This is a genomic window from Fimbriimonadaceae bacterium, assembly GCA_019454125.1.
Lineage (GTDB): Bacteria > Armatimonadota > Fimbriimonadia > Fimbriimonadales > Fimbriimonadaceae > JALHNM01.
In genome coordinates this window covers 156,958-180,032 of sequence record CP075365.1, presented here as the reverse complement: position 1 = coordinate 180,032, position 23,075 = coordinate 156,958, and the positions used below count along the sequence as shown (strand labels likewise).

Here is a 23,075-nt window from a genome sequence, read left to right as displayed (position 1 = left end):
CGATAGTAAGCGCAAAAATCAACGGGATAGCGACCAGTGCCGCCTTTGCGATGTTGACGCGTCTCCATCGCGGTCCAGTCGTTTCTCTTGGGGTTACCACGGGACTTGCGAATGGCACCTCGTCATCGGGCTGCCCAAGCAGAAGGCGTTAAGCTTCTGGTTCTGCCAGGTGACGGACGTGTAGCCGGTCGGCTCCGGACAATGGTAGTAGATCGTCTTGCGCCAACAACAGTCGTTGCCCCTTATGTTGCACTCGTAGTCAGTAAAGTCTTGAGAGCAATCCAGAGAGTCCGGTGATGCAGGAGGGCACCAGGTGTCCGTGCAGGAATGGCAGGTTGGCGAGACTTCGGCAACAGCACCAGAAGTCGCCAAGCCATGAATAATTGCGACCATACTCAATATCTTGAAGCTATTCGTTTTATTCACGCGTACGCCATAAGGCATAGTCTTCTGGGTTTCCTTTGGAGAATCTTCGTTGCACCGATCCGTTTAGCTTGACACCCAGCGCGAAGGTTGGGAACTCGTAGTTCAAAAAGGGGTGCGACTCGTCGTTGTGGTTTACATCGATGAACAGCACCGCCTCTTCGCCGACTTCTGATACGTATTTGCGCCAAGCGACTCCCCCCTTGCGGTGAGAAGGCCTGTCGTCAAGCGGCATGTAGTGATAGTGGAATGCCTCTCTTGGCATCCAAGGTTTTGGGGTCTCCCGGCATTTCAGGGTCGCCCCCAGGCCATAGCCTGCCAATGCAGGCAGAAGGTTCACGCTTGGGGGGAGGCCCATCTCGTACATTCCACCGAGTGTCCCGTCGCCTCCATTATCCGCTCGGTATAAGGCTGTCGATTTACTGAGCTGGGCGAGATTTGAGGTGCAGGCGGATTTGCTCCCTTCGCGCCTTGCGGATGACACCACGGGATATGAGATCGCAGCGACCACGCCGGTGATCGCGGCCACGACCAGGACTTCAGTAAGTGTAAAGGCCGATCTCATTAAGCGATAGTACCCACCCCAAAAGAGGCATCGGCAGATCTAAAGTCCTATGAAGGGGTCTTCTTTCAACAAGCTAAAAGTTTGGGCATGGGGCACACCTGTGTCGACCAGAGGCGCGCTCGGTGTAAATTGCGGTGGCATGACGCTCGGCGAGTGGGTGGTGGCGGCCGCGGGCCGGCTCCGCCGTGTCGGGATCGAGAGGCCGGACCTCGAGGCGCAGGTGCTCGCGGCCCAGGCGACGGGCCGGGGGCGGGCGTGGGTGCTGGCGCACCCGGAGTCGCTGGCTCCCCCCGGTGCCGACGCGCTCTTGGAGCGGAGGATGGCCCACGAGCCGCTGGCCTATATCCGGGGTTCGCGCGACTTCTATGGCCGCGTGTTCCGGGTGGCGCCGGGCGTGCTGGTGCCGCGGCAAGAGACCGAGACCCTAGTGGAGGCCGCCCTGGGCGGGCTTGGCGGCCGCGTGCTGGACGTTGGCACGGGGTCAGGCTGCCTCGCGATCACGCTGAAGCTGGAGCGGCCGAGCTGGTTTGTGGCGGCGGTGGACGTCTCTGCGGCGGCGCTGCGGGTCGCGCGGGCCAATGCGCGGGAGCATGACGCGGTCGTCCTCTTTCGCCACGGGGACCTGTTCGAGCCCTTCGCGGGGATGCAGTTCGGGCTGATCGTGAGCAATCCTCCCTACATCGCGGAAGGGGCGGCGCTGCCCCCGGACGTTTCGCTCTATGAGCCGGAAGTGGCGCTCTATGCTGGGCCGGACGGCTTGGCCATCTATCGGCGCCTGGCGGACGAGGCCGCGCCATACCTGATGCCCTGGGGACGGTTGCTGGTCGAGCTGGGTGACGGGATGCTGGAGGCCGTCAGGGGGGTGTTCGAACCAAGAGGCTGGGTCTTGCAGGACGTGGCCGACGACCTGGGTGGTGTGCCCAGGGCGGCGACGTTCGCAAGGGCCTAGCCGATGGCGGTTCAGGGGCCCCTGACGTGCCTTCCGAGTACAATGGAGCCCTAACCCCGATGAATATCGTCGTACCCGACGAGTACAAGCACCTCTACGCTCAGGACGATGAGCATCCGGTCGTAAAGGTTCCGGCCGAGGTCCTGCGCAAGGTCGCCAAGCCGATCGAGAAGATTACGAAGCGCCACCTGGCCCTGGCCGAGAACATGACGCGGATCATGCGCAAGGCGCGCGGCGTCGGTCTCGCCGCGCCACAGGTCGGCGTGTTGGAACGGCTCATCGTCCTGATCCCGGACGGACGACCGATGGTGCTCTTCAACCCGGAGATCGTGACCGCGGAGGGCGAGCAGGTCGGCGAGGAAGGCTGCCTCAGCATCCCTGGCCTCTACGGCGACGTCAAGCGGGCCGAGATGGTCGAGGTGAAGGGGCTGGACCGGCGCGGGCGCGAGGCGGTGTACGAAATGGAAGGGAGCGCCGCAAGGATCGTCCAGCACGAGATCGACCACTTGGACGGCGTGCTGTTCATCGACAAGGTCGATGTCGCCACGCTCCATTGGATGGATCCGTACCAGGACGAGAGGGACGAGTGAAGGTGGTCTATATGGGGACGGCGGACTTTGCCGTCCCCGCGTTGCGTGCCGTGGCGCCGCACGTGGCCCTGGTGGTCAGCCAGCCGGACCGACCGAGCGGCCGAGGCCTAGACCTGAAGCCCTCTCCTGTCAAAAAGGCGGCGATCGAGCTCGGCCTTCCGGTCGAGACGCCCGTCAAGAGCCGCGCCCCTGAGTTCGTCGAGAGCATACGGCGGTTGGACGCGGACTGCCTCCTGGTCGCGGCCTATGGACAGATCCTGAGCGAGGCGATGTTGGGCGCGACCCGGCGCGGGGGGATCAACCTGCACGGCTCCTTGCTTCCGAGGTACCGCGGCGCGGCCCCGATCCAGCGGGCGGTCGAAGCGGGCGAGACGTACACCGGGGTGACGCTCATGCAGATGGACAAGGGCATGGACACGGGCGACATCATCGTGACGGAGTCTTGCTCGATCGGGCCGGACGAAACGGCCGGCGAGCTCTTTGCTCGGCTTGCCGGCCTTGCCGCCGAGCTCGCCCGCAGCTGGCTCCCGCTGATCGTCGCAGGCGACTATCCCCGCCAGAAGCAGGACGACGCCTTCGCGACCCACGCGGCCAAGGTCACGAAGGCCGAGGCGGAGCTCCAGCCCCAGAGCCCGGCCAAGCTCGAGTACAACCGCTTTCGGGCGTTCACCCCGTTCCCGGGCGCGTTCCTCCGCACCAAGGACGGGCCGCTAAAGGTGACGCAGGCGCGGCTTGTCACCGACGCCTCCCCCGGGCCGGGCGTCGTCGCGATGGTGAAGGGCGGCCTCGTCGTGGGCTTTACCGATGGCGCGATCAACCTTTTGGAGGTCCAGCAGGAAGGAAAGCGACGAATGAGCGGGCCCGAATACGCAAACGGGGCACGCCTGAGCGTTGGAGACCGTCTTACCGAATGACCCTGGAGCCGCCCACCCCATGAACCAGAGCGAAGCCTACGCCATCCTCGGACTCGGAGAAGCCGCGACCGAGCGCGAAGTCCGTCGTGCTTACCGCGCGTTGCTCTTCAAGCTGGAAGACGAGGGACGGAGCGACCCGGCCTATCCTGAGCACCGTCGCAAACTTGACGAGGCGCTGGAGGTCTGCCTGGCGAATGCAAGCGAGGCCGCGCCCGCCGTCCCGGAAGCGGCCCCGAAGGATACGGGCACCCCTGGCCAACGCGTCGCCGTGCGGCTTGCGATCGGGCTTTTCGGCATCGCGGCCCTTGTGGCGGGATACCAGTGGCTTCGCAATGCGACGGTCGACCCCACAGGGGACTCGAAGGTGGACACGGCCGGCATGATCGCGGCGATCGAGCACGTCTCCGAGGGAACGCGCATCGTTACGTTCGGCCCGGACGGAAAGAAAGTTGCCGCGCCCGGCGTGAGCCAGGGCTACGAAGAGCACGACCTCAATTGGCGCCCCGACGGCAACCGGCTGCTTTGGGTGAGCAACCGCGACGGGGACGTCCAGATCTATCGCTGGGCGCCCGGTACGGACTCGGTCGAGAAGCGGTCCACGGATTCCCGGGGCAAGTCGGCGATCTGGTTCCACAAAGATTCTCCCGAGGGCCAGCCCCTCGCCCTGGTGACCCTTGGGGGCAGGACATACGAGTACGACCAGCGGACAGGCACGATGCGCCAGGTGTTGCCGCCCTCGCTCCAGCGGTCGCAGTCCACCCAAGAAGGCGAGGGCAGCGTGAGCCAGATGGAAGCGGCCTACCGGCAGATCGGGGACAGCTTCATCGAGTCTAAGGCGGCGACGGGCCATCCCCTCATTTGGAGCCGGATGCACCGCGAACTCGACGAGGTGTTTGTCGCCAGCCCTCTCTCGAGCGAGCTGAACAAGGGCGCGCCGGCTCCGATCCTCGCGGGCAGGAAGCTCGACTTTGACGTCGCTCCGAACGGGACGGCCATCATCGCCGTCCGCGACTACCAGTTCCTCGATCCCGCGCAGGCCCCGCCCGAGTTCCTAGTGGACGGCCGCCCGGTGCCGCCGATCCGGAACGGACTCTTCATCCTCGACCCGTCCATGACGGCTCCGCCTGCGGTCATGGCCTTCGGCAAGGACCGCGCGCTCTTTACGGGGCCTCCCTCGAAGGACGCGCGTCCCCAGACCGAGCGCCCGAGCGGCACCTTCAGCTTCGGTTATCCGCGCGTTTCGCCAGATGGTTCAGCCGTCGCCTTTGTGCTCGGGCGCGAAGCCCCGGAAGGCCGCCTGATCGGCGAGGCGCTTGTGGTCTTCCCGCTTTCCGAAGCGGGCGGCCTCCCGCGGCAGCTGGCTATCGGCGAGATTTCCAGTCCGAATTGGAGCCCGGACGGCAAGACACTGGTCTTCTCGGTTCAGGAACCGGGCAAGTCGCGCGTGATCTTTACGGTGCCGTCCGACGCATCCGGCCCGCCCAAGCGGTTCTCGCAGGAAGGCGACTATACGAGCCCTGTCTTCAGTCCTCAGCTTCGCGGCTCTGGCTAAGTCGCTCAAGGATCGCCGTGGTCGAGCGGTTGGGAAGGAACGGAAGGATGACGACCTCGCCGCCATAGGCGCGGACGATGCGGGCCTCGGGCAGGTCTTCTTCACGGTAGTCGCCCCCCTTCACGTGGACGTCCGGTTGGATTTGCGCGATGATCTGTTCGGGAGTGTCGTCGTCGAAGGAGACCACCGCGTCCACCGCACGTAGGGCGGCGACAACTCGAGCGCGGTCGACCAAAGGGTTGATCGGGCGGTTTGCCCCCTTGCCCAGTCTTCTCACGCTGTCGTCGCTGTTGATCGCCACGACAAGGAGGTCTCCGAGTGCCCGTGCGGCCTCAAGGTAGTCCACGTGTCCCGCGTGGAGAATGTCGAAGACGCCGTTTGTAAAGACCAGGCGGCGGCCCGCCCTGAGGCTCTCGACCTGCTCTAAAGTTGCGAGGGGCATGGCTCCAATTCCAGGCAAGTCTGGACCATTCGCACGACCTCGTCTGCTTCGGGGTTGCCCGCGAAGCACCTTTGGATCTGCCCGTAAGGGCAGGACCGGACGGGATCCGTCACCAAGTAGATGCCGACCGCCTTGACCCCGAGCGCGGCCGCGATATGGGTGCTTCCCGTATCGCCCCCCAGGTGGACGTCGGCGAGTGAGACGAGCGCGACGAGCTCGGCAATGTTCGTCTTACCCACCATATCGAGGACGGGAGTTGACGTTCTGGCCCGAACCTCTTCGAAGATGGGGCGGTCGCCCGGGGCCCCGAGGAAGGCGACGTCGCACCCGGCCCTTGTGCAGGACTCCGCGACTTGCGCGAACTTCGCGGGATCCCACCTTTTGGTGGCCCAACCCGCCCCTGCATTCACCAGGACGAGGGGAGTGCGGGCGCGGCGCCCCGCTGAGTCAAGTTTTTCCCGAACGTTGGCGACGTCCCCTGAATCCGGAGCGAGGTCGAAGACGGCACGGTCGGCATAACCTCCTGCCGCGCGCGCCACGTCCACGTATTGGTCCACCACGTGGTGTGAGGAAGGGTCGGGAGCGACGGCCTTGCTGAAGAGGCTGCTCCCCTCACGCTGCCAGTGATAGCCGAGCCGGTGCTTTGCCTGGGCGAACGCCACCACCGCAGCCGACTTAAGCAGGCCCTGGACGTCGAGGGCATAGTCAAACCGGCCAAGGGCCCGAACCTTGCGCCAGACCTCACGGACGTCCTTCGACACTTCAACCACTTGGTCAATGCTGCCGCAGAGCTTTGGGATCGCGGAGAACCGCCGGTCACAGACCCACACGACCTCGCAGGGCTCCTTCCCCGCCTTTAGAGTGTGGGCCACGGGGAGCGTGCAGACGACGTCGCCTAGCGCGGACAGGCGGCTAACGAGGACGCGCAAGCCGCGCCTCCAAGAGCTCGCACGCCGCCTCGACGACCCGCGAGGAGGCGACGGCGGCAGGATTCCCTCCCTCTTCCAGCACCCGCGCTCGGTCGGAATAGGGCCGGAACCGCCAGGCCGGGTTGGGTCCGAAGACGCTCACGACGGGCACCCCGTAAGCAGCGGCGATGTGCCCGGTGCCCGTGTCTGCGGCAAGGTGAAGGTCGCTGGCGGCGACCGCTCCCATGGCCTCCTTCAGGCTGAGGCGGCCGACCAGGTCGGTCGCGCCCTCCACGTTCAGGCGCGGGTCGCTCGGGGCACCGATCACCGCGACATGGAATCGCCGTGCAACAAGTGTGCGCACGACCTCTTCCCAAGCCGTGGCGGGGTAAAGCTTCTGGTCTTCGCCCGCGCCGGTCTGCACCGTCACCAGAGGTCTATCCCCGGTCCAGGGAAAGGGCTGCGGCTTTGGCATTAGGGGACGCACTGGAAGGGTCGTTTCTGCCACTTGGTTGACCAAAAGGTGGGCGGTTTCCACTTCGTGGCGCCGGCCCGGGGGGACGACGATTTGAAGGAGCTTTTCGGCAAGGGCGTCTGTCGCGCGGGAGCCCAGTTTCCGCTTCGCCCCGCTGAGGGCGAGACAGAGCGCGGTCTTACTATGGCCCTGGAAATCGAGCCCGACGTCGAACTTCTCCTTGCGCAACCCTAAGTAGGTCGCGGTCGCTTCGCGCCAGTTTCGCAGCGACCACCGCTCCTTCTTCCAGGCTTCCCGCCGAAAGATGTGGGTGAAATCGACCAAATGGTCGGTATCGATCACGGGGGCGCAACGCTGTTGGGCCGCCCAGACGATCCTCGCTTCGGGCAGGGCTTGGCGCAGGGCGGTGACGGCCCAAGCCGTCATCACGCAGTCCCCTATGGCGGAGAACCGAGCGACGAGCACCTTCATAGGAGCCCGGCCTCGCGCGCGCGGCGCCACCGGTCGTGGAACCACAGCCATTGCTCGGGGTTCTGCGAGATCACTGACTCTAAGAACGTGTGAAAGGCCCGCATGAGTCCCTCGCCTTTGGTCTCGTAGCCGGGAAGGGCGACCAGCGGAGCGCCGACGGTGAGGCTGCACCGGCCAGCGCCGACATAGAGGCAGCTTGACGGGATCACGGGCGCGCCGGTCCGCTCGTGGATCACCCCCGGTCCCAGGTTCGTCCCGGCCGGATGGCCGAAGAAGGGGATGAACGCGTCCTCGGCGTTTTGGTCTGGGAGGATGGCGACAAGCTCGTTCGCACGCAGCTTCTGGAAGATCAGTTTCGCCGCGTTTCCGCGAGGGATGATGCCCGCGCCGCCCTTTCCGCGGAGCCTGTTCACCAATTGGTCGACTCCGTCGTCGTTCGCGGACCGGATCACGACGTTAATGCGGTACCCGAGGCTGGAAAGGTATGCGGACCCGCGCTCCCAGTTGCCGAAGTGGCCGGTCAACAGGAGGGCGCCACGGCCAAGCTTAAGGGCCTCATCGACATACTCCATTCCTGTGGCATCTGTCGTCGCGATCACCCTCTCCGGCTCCAACGAGGCGTGCGCAAGGAACTCGGCCGAGACGCGGCCGAAGTGCTCGAAGACCCGCAGGGCAAGCGCTTCCCGCTCGGAGACGGGCATCTCAGGGAAGACGAGCTCCAGGTTCGAGAGCGCCCGCTCCCGCCGCTTTTTAACCACACGGTGAATCAAGCGGCCAAACCGGGCGCCGATCTCGTCCACCTTCTCCGGTGGCTTCCCGGCGAGCCATCGCTGAAGGGTCGAGAGCGAACCGCTCGCCACGACCCCGACCGCGCGCCTGCGGAGCCGTTTCCGTCGCCGCCTGAATTCGCTAGAGAGTTCCACCTAACCAGTCCAAGAATGCCGCCTCTGGCTCGACCATGAGTTCGTAATGCGCCACCCGCACGTCAAGCCGTTCCACATCGGGCCGCTCCCGAAGTTTGACCCAATCTTTCGCGGTGACCACGGTCGGAAGGTTCGGGTCGAAGGATTCGAGTAGCCCCGGTGCTGTCAAGGGGTCGTGGTCCGGGCGGAAGGTCGCCCGCCTGACCTTGATCCCCTGGGCCTCCAGGTTGCTCACAAGGCGATAGGGCCTGGCCAAAGCGCAGACGGCCTGGGCGTCGCCCTTCGGCCCCGCGACCGCCTCTCCCTCCGGGCTCAGCCAAACAGGTCTCAGGCGCAAGGCCATATCCTTCGAAGGGAGGACGAGCCGCGCCCGTTTGAGGCCGGTCCAGCGCGGTTCACGGTAGGGCCCGGCGGGCAGGCAGAACCGGTTTGGGGCGCGGGCGTCGATGACGATGGGCACGTGCTGGCGCAGGCGCAGGTGCTGGAAGCCGTCGTCCATGAGCATCGACCGGTCGGGCCATCGCTCATGGACCAGCCGCGCGGCTTGCACGCGGTCGCGCCCCACCACCAGCGGCAGCTCGGGCCGGAGCCACCTGACCATCGTGGGCTCGTCCCCCCATTCGGCGGGGTCGAGGGGGCCTTCCGGGGCGATCGAGGCCGATTTCGCCCGGGCCGCCCCATAGCCGCTGAGCGAAAGGACGGGGGCCTTGCCCAACCGGGTCAGCACGCTGGACACGAAGAGGGTCAGCGGCGTCTTGCCAGAACCGCCGACGAGGAGGTTCCCGACACTGACGACGGGCCGGTGAGGCTCGAAGGGCTTCTTCAGCCCAAGGGCGTAGAGCCCTTCATACGACCACCATCCCAGGGCGTAGAGAAGCGCCAAGGGCGAGAGTAAATAGGGGGCCGGGCTGCCAGGAGCCCAGGTCGACTCCATGTCGATCCGCACGTGCCTGGATTGTGGCCCTTCGGGGCCGGGCCAGACTCGCCGGGCCCGTGCCGTACAATAGCCGTGTGCCGCGCGCGGCTTTCACGACGCTGGGCTGCAAGGTCAACCAGTACGAGACGCAACGAATCCTTGACTCCTTCTTGGAGGCGGGCTTTGACGTGGTCGCCTTCGACCAGGAGGCGGACGTCTATGTGATCAATACCTGCAGCGTCACCGGCCAGGCCGAAGCGAAGAGCCGCAACACCGTGCGGCGCGCCCGCCGGCTGAACCCGGACGCGAAGGTCGTCGCCACCGGTTGCGCCGCGCAAATGGATTTGAACGAGGGGCGGGCCACGCTCGACGCCGACCTCGTCGTCCCCAACCCCGAAAAGCTACAGGCGGTGGAGCACGTTCTCACCCGGTTCCCGCTCCTGGCCGAGGCGGCCCGGGCCAACCGACAGGCTGAGACCCCCGCGGCGGACGGTCGCGCAAAGCGGCGGACCCGCGCCACGTTGAAGGTGCAGGACGGCTGCGACGTGCTCTGCAGTTACTGTTCCATCCCCTTCACGCGGCCTGGATTGGTCTCGCGGCCCTGGCGAGAGGTGCTGGACGAGGCGCGCCGGCTGGTGGACCTGGGCTATCGAGAGGCCGTGCTCACGGGGGTCCTGATCGGCGCCTATGGCCCGGAATCGGGGAGTGGCGGGCCGTGCTTCGACGAGCTTGTCCAAATCCTAGCCGAGCGCTCCGGCCTGGACCGCCTGCGCATCAGCAGCATCGAGATGCACCAGGTCACGCCCCCGATCATCGACCTGGCAAAGGCAGGCGTGGTCTGCCCCCACTTTCACATCCCGCTTCAGTGCGGCGATTCCGACGTCCTGCGGGACATGAACCGGCGGTACGACAAGGACGAGTATTTGGCGCTCTGCGACGATCTGAGACGCACGGTCCCTGGCGTGACGCTCACGACGGACGTCATGGTGGGCTTCCCGACCGAGACCGCCGAGCGCTTTGCGAACAGTTTGGAGACCGTGCGCCGGGCGGGGTACTACAAGGCGCACGTCTTCCGGTTCAGCCCCCGACCGGGGACTCCGGCCGACGCCTGGGGCGACCCCGTCGATCCGAACGAGAAGCACCGCCGTTCGCTCGCGTTGGCCGAAGTGGTGGCGGAATCCGGCCGCGCCCACGTCGCCCGGTTCTTGGGCCAAAAGGTGCGCGTCCTGGTGGAAGGCAAGACGCCTCGCAACGGCCTGCTCGAAGGGCTTTCGGACAACTATCTCTCCGTCCAGTTCGCGGGTCCGCCCGAAGTGCGGGGCACCTGCCAGTGGGTCCGGCTGGAGCGGCAGGAGGGCCTCATGCTCGAAGGCGAACTTGTGGGCGACGCTTCGCCGTTCATATCGGTGAGGGCCTGAGCCATGCGTCTCTGCCTGGCACTTTCGCGCGGCTCCTGGTCGGTATGCTCCGGGCTGTGAAGGCGGTCGCAAAGACGCGAGCGGGTCGGGGGCTGGAGATTGTCGATGTTCCGGAGCCCATCATCCGGCCAGGGCATGTGAGGATTCGGGTGGAGCACGGCAGCGTTTGCGGCACGGACCTCCACATTTTCCAGTGGGACGCCTGGGCGGCGGGCCGAATCAAGCCGCCGCGGGTCATCGGCCATGAGTTCTGCGGCACCGTCGTGGAGCTTGGCGACGGGGTCAAGAACGTGAAGATAGGCGACTTTGTCGCGAGCGAGTCGCACATCGTCGACCCGTGCGACCCGGACTACCTCATCGGCAACGGGCACGTCGCCTCGACCACGTCGATCCTTGGTGTGGACGTGGACGGTGGCTTCGCCCCGTATGCGGTCGTGCCCGAGCTGAACGCGCGCAAGACGCCAAGCGTCGTGCCGAAGAACATCGCGAGCCTGCAAGACGCGCTCGGCAACGCCGTCCACACCGTCATGGACGGGCCAGTCGAGGGCAAGGCGATCCTCATCACCGGCTTGGGGCCGATCGGGCTCTTCGCGGTAGCCATCTGCAAGTGTCTCGGCGCCCGAAAGGTCTATGCGACCGAGGTCGCCCCGTACCGGATCGAGCTGGCCGAGAAGCTCGGCGCCGATATCGTCCTGAACCCGAGCAAGACCGACGTCTACGACATCCTCGCGCGGCACGAGCCCCGTGGGGTGGACGGCACTCTGGAGATGTCCGGCAAGCCTGCCGCACTGGACCTGGCGATCGAGGCCACCCGCCCCGGGGGGCGCGTCTCCCTCCTCGGGGTCTATGCGGACACGTTGAAGTCGGTGGACTTCAACCGCATCGTCTTCAAGGGGCTCCGCATGCAAGGCATCGTCGGACGAAAAATGTGGGAGACGTGGGATCAGATGGCGTGGCTTCTCAGCGAGAAGGGCTTGGACGTTTCCCCCATCGTCACCCACGAAATGCCGTATACCGACATCGTCAGGGCCATGGAGATCTTGGAGCACGGGGACGCGGGCAAGATCGTGCTCTCGATGAAAGAGTAGGTCCACTTGCGACCCAGCTTCGGCGCGCTAGAGATCCGCGATTTCCGCAACCTGTGGCTGGGGCAGACGGTTTCGCAACTGGGCGACGCCGTCTATGGGCTGACGTTCATCTTTATGGCGGACCGGATCACGCGGGATTCGGTCTTCGTGGGGTACGTGGCTTCCGCGAACGCCCTACCGTTCCTCTTGCTCAGCCCGTTGGCGGGCGTGGCCGCCGACCGGATGGACCGGCGCCGCATCATGCTCTTCGCGGATTTGGCGAGCACCGTCCTCCTCCTGGCCTTTGCCGGGTTCCTCATGGTTTCCGCAGAGGTGCCGCGGTGGACGCTTGTGCTCGTCCCGTTCCTGCTCTCCTGCGTGAACGTGTTCTTCTTTCCGGCGCGGGGCGCCGCTGTGCCGCGCCTCGTGCCTCCGGAGCGGCTCCTGGAAGCGACTTCTCTCTCCGCCGCGACGCAGAGCTTGATGCAGACATTGGGCCTCGCCCTGAGCGTCCTCTTGCTGGCCCAGATCGAGCGGCTCGACCCCATCCGGTTCTTCCAGATCGCCATCCTCGTGAACGCGGCCACGTTCTTGCTCTCCTGGGTGTTCATCCGCATGCTCCCGGCGATCAAGGCCGACGCGCGAGAGCGCGGCGAGAGCCAAGTGCTCGCCCAGGCCCGCGAAGGGTTCGACGTGATCTTCCGGCACCCCGTCTTGGGCAAGCTGTTCGCCGTGAACCTCGTGACAAACCTCTTCATCGCGGGGTTCATGGTGGTCTACACCGCAACGAACCGGGAGTGGTTCGGGGGCTCTTTCGCGACCTTGGCCGGCATCGAGTTCGCGTTCATGCTCTCGATGGTCGTCGGCAGCATGGTCGTGAACCGGTTGAAGGTCCGTCGGGTGGGGCTGAGCTTTGTCGCGGGCAGCGTCGTCCTCGGCGCGACCGTCGCCGGCATGGCCGTTCCCAACTACGTTTTCTACGTCCTGATGAACGTGGCGGCGGGTCTCGCGCTGCCCTTCGTCTTCATCCCGCTCTCGACCTATATGAACCTGGTCGTCGAAGACCACTACCGCGGGCGCGTGAACTCCGTGGCCTCGATGGTCTCGGCTGGCGTCCAACCGGTAGGAGCCGCCCTCACGGGGTTCTCGCTGAAGGCGGTCGGGCTCGTCCGCATGTACCTCGTCATGGGAGGTGGCATCACCGCCGCCGCGCTTGCCGTCTGGGGCGACCGGCATGTACGGGCCGCGACCATGCCGGCCGCGACCGAACCCCTGCCGCCCAAGGAAGAAGCCTAGGCTCGTCCGAAGGGCAGCTGGTGGCGGACGCGGGCCAGCGCATAGGCGACGCCTTCGAAAAGGTCGCTTAGCTTCGCGAACGTCTCCGCCTCGCGCTCATAGGGCGAGTAGTCGAACTGGCTCACAAGCTGGTAGCTCGCCTTGCCTTGGCGGGTGTAGTCGCAGACGACTTCGCGACCGTCCGTGAGCTTCAGCCGGGTGAGATAGACCGGGTTGACCCCAGACCAGAAGAGGATGTAGTCGCCAATGTGCTTGTGGACTTGCCGCTCCCGTTCGAAGGAGTCGGCATTGAGCAGCACGTCCCCTTCCGCAAGCATCTCCTGGATGCTGGTAAGACGACGCCCGGTGCCGTCCTGGATCGCAAAGACGGAGTCCAAGAGGGCGAAATCGGTGAGGAGCCGGGCGACGTAGTGTTCGACGTCGTCGATCCGGGGCTCACGCAGCTCCACCGCCACCGCCTCGTGAACGAGGCCGCGGAAATAGGCGAACAAGGGGTGTCCGTCTCCAATCCGTGCCATAGCTTCCTTATTCCTCAGACTTCAAAAAGATTTGAAGAGTTCGCCCTGACAGGCCCGTCAAGGAACGGGCCGTTGGTTTCGGGCGTCAAAACCAATGGCGAAAGTCAGGCACAATTGGCTGACCCTAAAAGGAGGACGTGCAGACCCCGATCGACCCGTACGCCGCCCATGCGAAGCAGAGCCGGAACTACCTTTACATCGGCTTGGGAATGCTTGTGCTCGCGATCGTGCTGGGAGTCGGTCTTTCAGGCATTCTTTTCAAGGGCCAGGGCGTGAGCGGCCCGGCGACCCAAGCGGGCGAGGTGCCCGTCGCACCGGTGACGCAGGCCACTGCCGAGCCCCAACCCGCCTTGCAGGCGTCGCAAGAAGTTCCGCCCGAGATGCCGCAGGCAATCCTGGACTGGTTGAAGCACCTGGAGCGCATCGAGAAGAAGCGCAAGGACATGTCCACCGAGCAGATGGCCGGGCTCCTGACGAACCTCGCCATGCTTTCCGGGGTCGGCGGGACCCCGGGAGTCATGGACGGCCTCCTCAATAACGACCCGGACGCCCTCGACAAGTCGCCGGCCGAGGACATTGCCCAGCAGGCGGGGGTGAAGCGGGCCGAGTGGAACACGCTGATCGATGACTTCGACAGCCTGCCGCCGCCGCCCGAGTGCGTCCCAATCCGCAACGCCTATGCGCAAGCCCTCGGCGAGACCAAGACGATGGTGGTCGAGGTCTTGGACGCGATCTCCCAGGCGGGCAGCGATCCGGACCAAGCGGTCAAATCCCTGATGAAGATGCGCGGGACGAGCAGCAACCGCGTGGACGTCTCGGGCCGCCAGACCGACGACCTTGTCCAGGAGATCTGCGACAAGTACCGCAAGCGCAAGTGGTTCTCGATCGCGGGCGACATCGGCGGCGGGATGGGCAACATTCTGGGCGGGCTGGGCGGCCTCGGCGGCCGCTAGCTAGCCTCGGGCCAAGATTTCCCGGGCGTTGGCCAGGGCCGATTCCCCGACCTTCTCGCCGGCGAGCAGCCTTGCGACTTCGGCCAGCCGCTCCTCGCCTTCCAGCAGCCGCACGTCCGTCCTCGCGCGCTCTCCCTCCACCGACTTCTCGATCCGGAACTGGGTGTGCGCCCGCCCTGCGATCTGGGGCAGGTGGCTGATGACGATGACCTGGTAGAACTGGGCCAACTCCTCCAGCTTGCGCGCCGTCACCGCCGCCGCACGTCCGCTTAGGCCAGTGTCGACTTCGTCGAAGATGAGGGTCGGCACGCCGGCCCGCCCGGCGGAAGCGACCTTGATTCCGAGCATCACCCGGCTGATCTCGCCGCCGCTCGCGACCCGTGCGAGGGGACGTGGGGGGTCTCCGGGGTTCGCCGTGAAGAAGAAGGCCACCGAGTCAGCACCGTCCGCGGCGATCGGCTTCGGATCGACCACCACGCGGAACTCGGCACGCTCCATGGCAAGCTCGCGGATCTGCGCGGTCACGAGCCGGCCGAACTCCTCGGCCCTGCCTCGCCGGACTTCGGTCAACTGGGCGGCGGCTTCGTGAAGGTCGGCCTCCGCCGCGCCGAGTCTCTGGACGAGCCCGGCCTCGTCTTGGTCGTCCGTCTCCAATGTCCCGAGTTCCTCTCGTGCGGCGCGCAGGTATTCGACCAGCGCGGCCTCGGTGTCGCCGTACTTTCGCATGGCACGGCGCAGGGCGTCGAGCCGGGCGGCGGTCTGCTCGAGCGCATCCGGTTCCGATTCGAGCTCGTCCAGGTAGGAGCGGAGCTGGGGCGCTGCCTCCCGCGCGGCGAGGGTCGCCTCGCGCAGGGTCTCGAGGGCTTCGCCTAATGCGGGGTCGTAGTTGACGGCGCCCTCCACTTCCCGTAAGGCCCGGCCGAGCGACTCCTGGGCGCCGCCTTCGTCGGCGATGAGGGCGAGGGCGGCGCCGACCCCCACCGCCAGCCGTTCCGCGTTCCGCAGCCGCTCGACGCGCGCCTCGAGCTGCTCCACCTCGCCTTCGACCGGCGCAAGCGCCTCGAGTTCTCCGACCTGGAAACGCAGCATATCAAGGCGTTGCTCGCGTTCGCGCCTTCCGCCACGCAGGGCTTCGAGCCGGCGGCGGAGGGCTTCCCACTCGTGGTGCCGCTCTTGGACCTCGGCAAGTGCCTTCCAGGCGGCCTCGCCGATCCAGGCGTCGAAGAAGTCCACCTGCTTCTCTTGGGCGAGCAACGCCTGGTGGTCGTGCTGCCCGTGCAGGTCGACCAGCATCGCGCCGATCTCGCGGAGGACGCCGACCGACGCAGGGCGCCCGTTCAGGCGGACGTTGGAACGGCCCTCCACGCTCACCTCACGTTGCACGGCGAGCTGCCCGTCCTCCATGTCCACGCCGAACTCGGCGCAACGGGCCAGGATCGCGGGCGAGCGGCTGAGGTCGGCCAGGAGCGTGACCGTTCCCTTCCGCGCCCCCGTCCGCACCAAGTCAGAATCGGCGCGCCCGCCGAGGGCCAGGCCGATCGCGTCGACCAACAACGACTTGCCCGCCCCCGTCTCGCCCGTGAGCGCGGTGAACCCGGGCCCCAAGGAAAGGGACGCCCGGTCGATGATCGCGATGTTCTCGACGGTCAGCTCAAGGAGCATGCCTGAACATCATGACGGAGCGCGGCGGGCGCCTGCACCCCCTAAACGAGACCCGGGCGACCCTACGGACTTTTGAACGCTTTGACGTGGCCGTCGAAATAGACGATGTTGGACAGCCCATCGTGCGGGCCAATACCGTAACTGTTGTTCGAATCCGGCTTGCGGCGGAACTCCACCGCGTCTTCAAGCATCAGGGGCGTTTTGGTCGGGTCGCCAATCGTGGTGGCGACGACGGGCATGCCGTTCGCGGTGATCCCCACCCAGTGAAGGTAACTGGACGCCGTGTGGTCGGCCCATCCGTCCTTGAACTCCCTATGGGCGTGGGGATCTTTCGGACAGAAAAACTGGCCGTCGGCCAATCCATACGGTTTTATCATCCCGCGCCAGAGATGGGCAGGCTTCCTAACGTCACCCCCCTTGAGGTCAGAATCCACGCAGATGGGCGTAAGGCAAGCGGGCAAGGTGTCACTATAGTCTAAGGCGTAAAGGGAATGGGCCTTACCCATTTGTGAGAGGTTCGAAAGACAGGTCGTATAGTGGCCAGACGACTTGGCCCTTGCCACCACCGCAAAGAGGACGGCGCCTAGGATCGCGACGATCGCCGCGACCGTGGCGAGCTCCACGAGGGTGAAGCCGCTTCGGGTTTTCTGGCTCAGTTGTCCGGTTGCCATATCTGGCCGCACCTTTCTGCGTTGCTAAAGAACTCACCGACGTAATTTGCCGTGACACAGTTTTGGCCGGTGTATGCCCAGAAGCGGCAGGACTCGGAGTAACAGTTTCCGGGACTGCCGCAATCTTTATACCTGGACGCCCAATTCAACTGGGACATCCCAGCATGGTTCTGACAACCGTTGGGGCAGGCGTTGCGCTCACGCAGGCTGGATCTGAGGCAATGCCGCAACCCTTATCTCGGACCGGGTTCGGCGTTGAAACCGCAGCGGCGACCACCCAACTCCATCCCGCTACCACGCACGAAGCCGCGCACGCCCATTTTTTGGTAAGAAGTTTGCTCACAAGTCTATTTTATTCAAAAGTTGCTCTCCGAGCTCCCCTTAGAATCGTTTGGGCAGAAGTGCCTAGGAAAGCGGCACGCGAACTACAAGTCAAAAGGAGTCAATCCGACGACGGACGATTCCGGGCTCCTTGCCGCAAGGCCCGAGCCTCAAACGACAGTTTCGAGCGAAAATCACGCTTATGACGGCGGCGGAAAAATCGGTGCTGGCCCAAAGGGCGGCCGCCGTCTCGCTCCTGTCCACCGTCCTCGTCGTCGCCTTCAAGGGGGTGGCGAGCGGGCTCTCGGGCAGTATCGCCGTGCTTGCCGAGGCGATCCAGTCGATGTTGGACGTCGCCGTTTCGGCCGCCTCGCTCTGGACGATCCGCATCGCGGCGGAGCCGCCAGACCGCGACCACCCGTTCGGTCACGGCAAGGCGGAGGATCTTCTCAGCGCGTTCCAGATGGTGCTGGTCGTGGTCTCGGCGGGCGTCATCGCCTGGCAGGCCGCCTTGCGGCTCCACGACCCCAAACCGATCGAGGCGGGCTGGGGCATCGCCGCCATGGCCTATGCCGCTCTCGCGAACACGGCCGTCCGCGGCTACCTCATCCGGACTGCGAAGAGGGCCGATTCGGCCGCCTTGCGCGGTGAGGCGGAGCACCTGCGCGGCGACACGTTCGCCTCGCTCGGCGTGCTCGTGGGCCTGGTCGCGACGCGGGTGACGGGGCTGAACTGGATGGATCCGGCCGTGGCGCTCGCCTTTACGGGGATCACCGCCTTTCTCGCTATCCGCCACCTTTTGCGCGCCTTGCACCCTTTGATGGACGGGGCCCTGCCCCGGGCCGACCTCCAGCGCATCGAGCGGGTGCTCGCAGAGCATCCCGCTGTGCGCGGCCACCACGCCCTCAAGACGCGGCAGTCCGGCTCGAAGCGCATCGTCCAACTGCACATCATGCTGGACGACCACCTCACCTTCATCCAGGCCCACGACCTCGCCGAGGAGATCGAGGCGGAGCTCAGCCAAGCCCTCGGCGGGGCGGAGACGATCGTGCACTACGAGCCCTATGAGGAAGAGCTCCGCCACCAGCAGCGTGAGCACCATGCCGAGCCCGATCTCGGCTAAGGGACTGAGGGAATAATGGGTGGAATGAGCGCCACTATCGAATCGGCCGCCGCCAAGGGCGTGCGGTGGGACCTGTCCGCCCTCTTCTCCGGGCTCGCCGACCCGAAGATCGCCGCGACCTGGGAAGAGTGCCACCGCAAGGCCGACGATTTTGCCGCGCGTTACCGCAGTAAGGTCGGCAACAAGGCGATGACCGGTGCAGAGCTGGGCACCGCCCTTCGCGAGTACGAAGCCATCTTGACCGAGATGTCCAAGCCGCAGCACTATGCGAACCTCGTCTTCGCGGCCGACACGGGCAAGCCGGAGCACGGCGCCTTCATGCAAGAACAGACCGAGAAGGCGAGCGAGTTGCGCATCAAGCTGATGTTCTTCGACCTGGAGCTCCAGGCGGCGGACCCGGTCTACATCGCGGACTGCGCCAAGGACCCCGCATGCAGCCCCTATGCGCACTTCCTCAGCGTCCGCCAGGCTTACCGGCCGCACGCCCTCTCGGAGACCGAGGAGGTCTTGTTGGAGGAGACCGCCAACACGGGCGTGCGCGCCTGGATGCGCCTGCACGACGAGCTCACCGCGAACCAGAAGTACCACTACCATGGTCCGGACGTGGCCGCCGCGGTCGAGTTGACGATGGAAGAGGTCCTCACCAAGCTTCGCGACCCCAACCGCCTCGTGCGCCAGGCCGCCGCCGACGCGTTCTCCGCGGGCCTCGTCAACCTGCGCCGCACCTGCACGTTCCTCTACAACACCCTGCTCGCGGACAAGCGGCTGGAGGACCGGCTGCGGAAGTACGAGCACCCGGAGAGCTCCCGCCACATGGCGAACGAGCTCGACAAACCCACCGTCGACCTCGTCATGCAACTCTGCAAGGAGCGGAGCGACATCGTCGAGCGCTACTACCGGGTCAAGCGCGAGGCCCTCGGCTTGGACGAGCTCACCCACATCGACCGCTACGCGCCGCTCTTCGAGACGAAGCGCACGGTCTCCTGGGAACTTGGCAAGCAGATCGTGCTGGAGTCCTTCGGTGGTTTCTCTGCGACCCTCCGCGACCGCGCGCAAGAGTTCTTCGACAAGGGCTGGATCGACGCCGAGCCCCGCGAGGGAAAGACGGGCGGCGCTTTCTGCAGCTACAACACGCCGGACACCCACCCGGTGCTTCTACAGAGCTACCTCGGCACGCTGGACGACGTGATGACCCTCGCCCACGAGATGGGCCACGGCGTGCACGGCTCGCTCAGCCGGGCGCAAAGCTATCTCAACTTCGACGGTTCGCTGCCGCTGGCCGAGCTCGCCTCGATCTTCGGCGAGATGCTCACCTTCGAGCGGCTCGTAGGCGAGGCTGACGACCGTGACCGGCTCGCGCTCTATGCGCAGAAGCTGGAAGGCATCTTCGCCAGCGTGCACCGCCAGGCCGCGATGTTCCGCTTCGAGCAGCGCTGCCATGAGCACCGTCGCACGAAGGGCGAGCTCAGTAGCGACGACTTCGAGGCGATCTGGCAGGAGGAGATCCAGTCGATGTTCGGCGACGCGCTCCGCCTAGGCGAGCAGCACAAGCTGTGGTGGCAGTATGTCGGCCACTTCGTCTTCGCGCCGTTTTACGTCTACGCCTATTCCTTTGGGGAATTGCTGGCGCTGGCGGTTTACCAGAAGGCGAAAGCCGAAGGCGCCGGGTTCGAGCAAAAGTACGTCGAGGTGCTCCGGCTCGGCGGTTCTCAGAATCCGTTCGAACTCATGGCCCACCTCGGTATCGACCTCCGCTCCCGCGAGTTCTGGCAAGGCGGCTTCGCAGCGATCGAAGGGCTACAGGCCGAGTTCGAAAGGCTTTGGGCCGCGCACAAGTCGTAACGCTTCCGCAACCTCGACGAGGCAACCGCCAAAACCGCGATTGCCAAGGTGGCCAAAGGCAAACAATGGGCGACGATAACGCCGAAACTTGGTTGGGCCAAAGGCGATGATGGGCGGTACAAGTTAGCGTGGCGGCTCATCGATAAAGGTGACCCCGGCACCGGCCGCCATCCGTCTCGTTACTTCATCGACGCAGAGACAGGGACGCTCCTACGCCGCGACCTATAATCTAGCCAATACGACAGGCGGTTCAGCTTTCCTGCATGCTTAGCGACTTAAGCCGCTCAAGCCTGGCTGGCTCGTTCGCCACCAACCACTCGTCGCGGCTCAAGATCTCGTGGGCGCGGGCGAAGTGGGGCTTGGCTTCTTCGGCTTGGCCCAGCGCGAGGAGGCACTCGGCGATCTCCTCGTAGGTGTAGCCACCATCGGGGTCCTCGGCGAGGAGCGCGCGTTGGCGGGAGAGGGCCTCTTCGGTGCGGCCGAGCGAGCGGAGGCAGCGGGCGACGCTCCACTCCGCGATGCGCTGCGTCTCGGACGTGCCGTGCTCGCGCCGGAAGGCGAGCGCCTTCTCGAATAGCCCCAGCGCCTCGTCCAACCGACCCATGTCGTGGAGGGTCCAAGCCGTGTTGTTCAGCAGGCTGCCGAGCCACTTTTTAGCACGCGGCTGGGCGCTGGCCTCGGCGGCGGCTATCGCCTTGAGGTTCCAGTCCAGGGCATCTTCCGGCGGAGACGCGATACCGAGCATGTGCATCGCGTCCACCGCGTAAAAGTCCTCGTCCGCCTCGATCGCACGGGCAAGGGCGGTCTCGAACCAAGCCACGGCTTCCTCCTTCTTCTGCGAACTGTTGAGCACGCGGCCCTGCTCCAGCGCGTACCGCGCCTTGAGCAGAGGGGTGTCCATCTCGCCTTCGAGACCGTCCAGCACGGCCTGCGCCTCATCGAACCGCCGCTGCAGCCCCAGCGAGCGGGCCAGCTGGGTCTGGACCTCGGTCCCTCCCCCTTCTTCAAGGGCCCTTCGGAACCGGGCCTCGCTCTCGCTTGGGTCGGCAAAGTTCCAAAGGGCGTCGATCTCTTCGCTCGTGAGCGGCATCGCGTGATTTTGCCCGCTTTTCAGATGGTTTGTGCCCGGGCGGTACCATGTCCGGATGCAGGAGAGGTACGACGTGATCGTCGTCGGCGCGGGCCATGCGGGCATCGAGGCCGCGCTTGCCGCCGCCCGGATGGGGCGGCGCACCCTCTGCGTCACCCTGCGGCTCGACCGGATCGGGCACCTGCCCTGCAACTGCTCGATCGGGGGCCCGGCGAAGGGGCACATCGCGCGCGAGGTCGACGCACTGGGCGGACAGATGGCGGTCACCACCGACCACACCCTGACCCACCTGCGGCGGGTCGGCACCGGCAAGGGGCCGGCCGTCCAGACCGCGCGCGCCCAGGTCTGCAAGCGCGACTATCCCGCCTTCATGCAGCGTGTCCTGCTCAATGAGCCGAACCTGGGCGCGCGTGAAGGGCAAGTCGAGCGCCTCTGGACCGAGGGAGGGGCGTTGCGCGGGGTGGTGGTCCAAGGCACGCGGATCGAGGCGGGCGCCGTGGTCGTGACCACCGGCACGTTCCTCAACGGGCTCTGCCACGAGGGCCGCAACAAGACCGTGGCCGCACGCCACGGGGACGACGCGGTGAGAACGCTCGGGGACGATTTGGTCGAGCTCGGCATCCGGATGCGACGCTTCAAGACAGGCACGACCCCGCGCGTCCGGCTTGGGTCGATCAACTTCGCCCGGACGGACGTGATGCCGAGCGATCCGGACGCCGCGCCGATGAGCTACCTGCATGACCGCACGTTTCCAAGGCGGGAGCTCCTGCCGACCTGGCAGACGAGGACCCTGCCCGCCACCCACGACGTGCTCCGCGAGCGGCTCGACGAAAGCGCCATGTTCAGCGGACAAATCGAGGGGGTCGGGCCACGCTATTGCCCGAGCATCGAGGACAAGGTCGTGCGCTTCGCGGAGAAGGACTCGCACCCGGTCTTCCTCGAGCAGGAGGAATGGGACGACGAATCCGTGTACGTCCAGGGCTTCTCGTCCTCGATGCCGGGCGAGGTCCAGCTGGCCGCGCTTCGCACGATCCCGGGTTTGGAGGAGGTGGAGATGCTTCGTCCCGGCTACGCCGTGGAATACGACATGGCCGACCCCCTCCAGCTGGATGCGACCTTGATGTCCAAGCTGCTGCCGGGGCTTTTCCTGGCCGGACAGATCAACGGCACGAGCGGATATGAAGAGGCGGCCGGTCAAGGCATCGTGGCCGGAATCAACGCTGCCCGGCGAACGCGGGGCGAGGGGCCCGTCGTCTTTCCCCGGACGCAAAGCTTCATCGGCGTCATGGTGGACGACATCGTCACGAAAGGGGTCGAAGACCCCTATCGAATGTTGACGGCGCGGGCGGAGCACCGGCTCGTGCTGCGCCACGACAATGCGGACGAGCGCTTGACACCCTTGGCGATCGAATTGGGCTTGGCATCCGAGGACCGCCGCCGCCGCTTCGAGGAAAAGTGCGCGACGATCGAAAGGGCACGGGAATGGCTTCAAGGCACGTGGGTCTTCGAAGCCGAGAACGCCAAGTTGGAGAGGCTGGAGCTGGCCCCGGTCAAGGGTCGCGCCTCCCTTTTCGAACTTATGCGCCGTCCGGACGTCTCGTTCCGCACGATAGAAGCCTTAGCCGGGGCCACGGGCCTGGGCGAGAGTCCACTGACGCTTAAGGAAGACGAACCCGCCGGGTCGGTCCGGCGCGGGGCGCGGGAGCGGCTTGAGATCGAAGCGGTCTACAGCGGCTACCTGGCCCGGCAAGAGGAGGAAGTCTTGATGGCGCGGCGACTGGAAGACCTGCCGATCCCTTCCACGTTCGTCTTTTCCTCCCTGCAGGGGCTGAGCTACGAGACGATCGAGAAGCTGACGGCCGTGCGCCCCTTGACGATCGGCCAGGCGGGTCGCATCCCGGGAGTGCGCCCGTCCGACATCGCCTTGCTCATCGGCCACTTGCGGCAACGTAAGGTTTCGTTCAGCTCAGCGTCAGAATAGGCCAG

21 protein-coding genes are annotated in these 23,075 nt (G+C 65.7%); 11 read left to right on the top strand and 10 right to left on the bottom strand.

What is annotated here, in order from left to right; genetic code table 11:
- Positions 1-418: 418 nt before the first annotated feature.
- The gene (locus KF733_00940) at positions 419-988 is read right to left on the bottom strand and encodes a prepilin-type N-terminal cleavage/methylation domain-containing protein (protein QYK56052.1); all 570 of its coding nucleotides are present in this window, start codon (positions 986-988) and stop codon (positions 419-421) included.
- 139 nt (positions 989-1,127) lie between these two features.
- On the opposite strand from KF733_00940, the gene prmC reads away from it, so the two are divergent.
- Genes prmC through KF733_00920 form a run of 4 tightly spaced genes read left to right on the top strand, consistent with a single transcriptional unit; the run spans position 1,128 to position 4,993 of the window.
- A complete protein-coding gene (gene prmC, locus KF733_00935) occupies positions 1,128-1,937 on the top strand; it encodes a peptide chain release factor N(5)-glutamine methyltransferase (GenBank protein ID QYK56051.1) in 810 nt (269 codons plus the stop codon).
- A 59-nt stretch (positions 1,938-1,996) separates the two neighbouring features.
- On the top strand, positions 1,997-2,527 hold the full coding sequence (def, locus tag KF733_00930; protein QYK56050.1) for a peptide deformylase: 531 nt from the start codon (positions 1,997-1,999) through the stop codon (positions 2,525-2,527).
- Positions 2,524-3,441 carry a methionyl-tRNA formyltransferase gene (gene fmt / locus KF733_00925; GenBank protein ID QYK56049.1) on the top strand — a complete coding sequence of 306 codons (918 nt, stop codon included), beginning with the start codon at positions 2,524-2,526 and terminating at the stop codon, positions 3,439-3,441. The genes def and fmt overlap by 4 nt, the downstream gene beginning before the upstream one ends.
- A 19-nt stretch (positions 3,442-3,460) precedes the next feature.
- Entirely contained in the window at positions 3,461-4,993 is a 1,533-nt protein-coding gene (locus tag KF733_00920; protein ID QYK56048.1) for a PD40 domain-containing protein, read from the top strand.
- Here KF733_00920 and rfaE2 read toward each other — a convergent pair.
- From rfaE2 to lpxK, 5 genes are read right to left on the bottom strand one after another with little or no spacing between them, the layout of a single operon-like run.
- Positions 4,965-5,435, bottom strand: coding sequence for a D-glycero-beta-D-manno-heptose 1-phosphate adenylyltransferase (gene rfaE2, locus KF733_00915; protein QYK56047.1), 471 nt, complete (start codon positions 5,433-5,435; stop codon positions 4,965-4,967). The two genes, KF733_00920 and rfaE2, sit on opposite strands and share 29 nt — an antisense overlap.
- The gene (locus tag KF733_00910; protein ID QYK56046.1) at positions 5,417-6,364 is read right to left on the bottom strand and encodes a glycosyltransferase family 9 protein; all 948 of its coding nucleotides are present in this window, start codon (positions 6,362-6,364) and stop codon (positions 5,417-5,419) included. The genes rfaE2 and KF733_00910 overlap by 19 nt, the downstream gene beginning before the upstream one ends.
- The gene (locus KF733_00905) at positions 6,348-7,289 is read right to left on the bottom strand and encodes a glycosyltransferase family 9 protein (GenBank protein ID QYK56045.1); all 942 of its coding nucleotides are present in this window, start codon (positions 7,287-7,289) and stop codon (positions 6,348-6,350) included. Before KF733_00905 ends, KF733_00910 begins: the two co-directional genes overlap by 17 nt.
- Complete coding sequence (locus KF733_00900; protein QYK56044.1) at positions 7,286-8,212, bottom strand: lysophospholipid acyltransferase family protein; 927 nt, start codon at positions 8,210-8,212, stop codon at positions 7,286-7,288. The genes KF733_00905 and KF733_00900 overlap by 4 nt, the downstream gene beginning before the upstream one ends.
- Positions 8,199-9,158, bottom strand: coding sequence for a tetraacyldisaccharide 4'-kinase (lpxK, locus tag KF733_00895; GenBank protein ID QYK56043.1), 960 nt, complete (start codon positions 9,156-9,158; stop codon positions 8,199-8,201). Before lpxK ends, KF733_00900 begins: the two co-directional genes overlap by 14 nt.
- A 65-nt stretch (positions 9,159-9,223) precedes the next feature.
- Between lpxK and mtaB the strand changes: the two genes are divergently transcribed.
- Genes mtaB through KF733_00880 form a run of 3 tightly spaced genes read left to right on the top strand, consistent with a single transcriptional unit; the run spans position 9,224 to position 12,909 of the window.
- Positions 9,224-10,546, top strand: a complete 1,323-nt coding sequence (gene mtaB, locus KF733_00890; GenBank protein ID QYK56042.1) for a tRNA (N(6)-L-threonylcarbamoyladenosine(37)-C(2))-methylthiotransferase MtaB — start codon at positions 9,224-9,226, stop codon at positions 10,544-10,546.
- A 56-nt stretch (positions 10,547-10,602) separates the two neighbouring features.
- Complete coding sequence (gene tdh / locus KF733_00885) at positions 10,603-11,634, top strand: L-threonine 3-dehydrogenase (protein QYK56041.1); 1,032 nt, start codon at positions 10,603-10,605, stop codon at positions 11,632-11,634.
- Between the two features lie 6 nt (positions 11,635-11,640).
- Positions 11,641-12,909, top strand: coding sequence for an MFS transporter (locus tag KF733_00880; protein QYK56040.1), 1,269 nt, complete (start codon positions 11,641-11,643; stop codon positions 12,907-12,909).
- Here the strand turns inward: KF733_00880 and KF733_00875 are convergent.
- Complete coding sequence (locus tag KF733_00875) at positions 12,906-13,427, bottom strand: hypothetical protein (GenBank protein ID QYK56039.1); 522 nt, start codon at positions 13,425-13,427, stop codon at positions 12,906-12,908. The genes KF733_00880 and KF733_00875 overlap by 4 nt on opposite strands.
- 137 nt (positions 13,428-13,564) lie before the next feature.
- Between KF733_00875 and KF733_00870 the strand changes: the two genes are divergently transcribed.
- Positions 13,565-14,380, top strand: a complete 816-nt coding sequence (locus tag KF733_00870) for a hypothetical protein (protein QYK56038.1) — start codon at positions 13,565-13,567, stop codon at positions 14,378-14,380.
- Here the strand turns inward: KF733_00870 and recN are convergent, their stop codons facing one another.
- Together recN and KF733_00860 are read right to left on the bottom strand one after the other, a co-directional pair.
- On the bottom strand, positions 14,381-16,042 hold the full coding sequence (gene recN, locus KF733_00865) for a DNA repair protein RecN (GenBank protein QYK56037.1): 1,662 nt from the start codon (positions 16,040-16,042) through the stop codon (positions 14,381-14,383).
- A gap of 62 nt (positions 16,043-16,104) precedes the next feature.
- Positions 16,105-16,713, bottom strand: a complete 609-nt coding sequence (locus KF733_00860) for a prepilin-type N-terminal cleavage/methylation domain-containing protein (GenBank protein ID QYK57147.1) — start codon at positions 16,711-16,713, stop codon at positions 16,105-16,107.
- Between the two features lie 523 nt (positions 16,714-17,236).
- On the opposite strand from KF733_00860, the gene KF733_00855 reads away from it, so the two are divergent.
- Complete coding sequence (locus KF733_00855; GenBank protein ID QYK56036.1) at positions 17,237-18,157, top strand: cation transporter; 921 nt, start codon at positions 17,237-17,239, stop codon at positions 18,155-18,157.
- Positions 18,158-18,181: 24 nt separating this feature from the next.
- Positions 18,182-19,999, top strand: a complete 1,818-nt coding sequence (locus KF733_00850; GenBank protein QYK56035.1) for a M3 family oligoendopeptidase — start codon at positions 18,182-18,184, stop codon at positions 19,997-19,999.
- A gap of 250 nt (positions 20,000-20,249) precedes the next feature.
- Here KF733_00850 and KF733_00845 read toward each other — a convergent pair whose 3' ends face one another.
- Positions 20,250-21,089: a tetratricopeptide repeat protein gene (locus KF733_00845; GenBank protein ID QYK56034.1), complete on the bottom strand. Its 840-nt coding sequence runs from the start codon at positions 21,087-21,089 to the stop codon at positions 20,250-20,252.
- 55 nt (positions 21,090-21,144) lie between these two features.
- Here KF733_00845 and mnmG point away from each other — a divergent pair, with 55 nt between their 5' ends.
- The gene (gene mnmG / locus KF733_00840; protein QYK56033.1) at positions 21,145-23,070 is read left to right on the top strand and encodes a tRNA uridine-5-carboxymethylaminomethyl(34) synthesis enzyme MnmG; all 1,926 of its coding nucleotides are present in this window, start codon (positions 21,145-21,147) and stop codon (positions 23,068-23,070) included.
- The last annotated feature ends 5 nt before the right edge of the window (positions 23,071-23,075 follow it).